The following is a 1,809-nucleotide window of genomic DNA, read 5'->3' on the forward strand; positions in this document are numbered from 1 at the left end:
CTAGATGACTGATGCCAAGGGTTAGTGGTCGTAGGCGGTGAGGGAACGCATGACGGGCTGTCCGGTGTGGTCGTTGTGCCAGATCGCGGCGGTCAACGCGAGGATCCGCTGGAGGACGCGGACCATGACACCCCCGGGGGTGCGGCCCTGATGTCGTTCGAGGTCGAGCTGGCCCTTGAAGGTGTCGTTGACGGACTCGATGATCTGCCGCAACGGCTTGAACAGCTGAGATCCGGCCCGCTCGGGTTCGCCCTTGCGGGCCGGCCGCAGGAGCCGGAGTTCCAGCTCGGCGAGCTCACGTTCGAACGCGGCGCCGTAGTAGTTCTTGTCCCCGATCAGGGTCTGACCGGGGCGAGTGGCCACGAGGTCGGTCTCGGTGCCCAGGATGTCCAGCAGGGTGGTTCGCTCGTCGGCCTTGGCGCCGGTCAGCGCGAAGGCGATGGGCAGGCCGTGCAGGGTGCACACCAGGTGCAGCCGTAGGCCCCAGAAGAACCGGGAGTGGCTGGCGCAGTAGCCGTACTCGGCCCATCCGGCGAGGTCGGAGCGCTTGACCGTTTCGCGGGATCGGCCGCATTCGATCGGGGTGGAGTCGATCACCCAGACGTTGTCGGTCCACAGGCTGGTGTCGGTGGCCAGCAGCCGGTTGACGCGGGCGATCAGGTCGGCAGCCTTGCGCAGGCGCCGGTTGTAGCCGGACTGTCCGGGCAGGTACGGGAACAGATGCCGCAGGTTGGAACTCGCGTAGCGGATCCAGCGGCGCTCGGAGACATAGCCGAGCAGGGCTTGCATCACCGAGAGCGTGACCAACTCGGCATCGCTGAGCTGCGGGGCGATACCTGTCTCGGGCCGCCACGGGACCAGATGCGGCGATTGCTTCAGCAGATCGTCCACCTGCACGTAGAGTGCGGTGGCGAGGGAGTCCAAGTCAGTCTTCACACGCCGACATTGGGCTCCCTCGTCCTGCTACAGTCCGGACCGGGCGCGGTTGGTACCAGTTCGTAGTCAAGCGCGCCGCGCGCGAACGGCCAGGAACGGTGGTAGCCCCGCCCTGTGGGGTTGCGCGGCCACCACTTGGGCGCTCGGAGACGGCTCGGTGACGGTTTCCAGGACAAACCCGTGCCGAACCAGAGCCGTCAGGTATGTAGAGAGCGTCCGGTGCTGGTTGCCGGCCCGGCGGGCGCCTTCAGGGTTGTCCGAGCGCCAGAATCCTTCGGCAAGGTAGTCTCCGACGATCCGTCGAACGGGCCTGCCAGTGGCCTGTGTCCAGGCCGCGTGTGGCGCTTCGAAGCACGGATGCGGGACCGTAAAAGCAAGCGAGCCCCGTGCCATCAGCACGCGTCGTACAGCCGCAAGCGCGGCATCGAGGTCAGGCACGTTGTTCAAGGAGAGCCCGGCGGTCACCCAGTTGAGCGAGTTGGTGGCGACTGTGCTCAGCACACATCCGTCATCAACCGCGTAGACCACCGTGCCGGGCCCGCCAGCATCAGCTGCACGGGCGTGTTCGATCATCCGCGGCGAAGGGTCGATGCCCGCAACGGAGGCTCCGCGGGCGGCTACCGCGCGGGCGACGATGCCTTCCCCGCAGCCGAGATCGAGAACGCGACACCCGCCGAGCTTGTCGGGTAGGAGCTTGAGCAGCACGTTGCAGTTGAACTCGTGCATGACGGAACCGGTCCGTAGCAGTCCCGCATACCAGTCCGCGATGGTGTCCCAGGAGTCAGTCATCAATAACCGGACGCTACTCGCCCCGCCAAGACACCACCACCGACTTTCAGCACCACCTCAGCCCTTGGCATCAATCATCTAGGC

2 protein-coding genes are annotated in these 1,809 nt (G+C 66.2%); both read right to left on the bottom strand.

Annotated elements, in window-relative coordinates; translation table 11 throughout:
- Positions 1 to 21: 21 nt before the first annotated feature.
- A complete protein-coding gene (locus tag AB0K43_RS31400; RefSeq protein WP_363645816.1) occupies positions 22 to 936 on the bottom strand; it encodes an IS982 family transposase in 915 nt (304 codons plus the stop codon).
- A 66-nt stretch (positions 937 to 1,002) separates the two neighbouring features.
- A complete protein-coding gene (locus AB0K43_RS31405; RefSeq protein ID WP_363645818.1) occupies positions 1,003 to 1,725 on the bottom strand; it encodes a class I SAM-dependent methyltransferase in 723 nt (240 codons plus the stop codon).
- Positions 1,726 to 1,809 lie beyond the last annotated feature (84 nt).

The organism is Kitasatospora sp. NPDC049258, assembly GCF_040678895.1.
Classification (GTDB): Bacteria; Actinomycetota; Actinomycetes; order Streptomycetales; family Streptomycetaceae; genus Kitasatospora.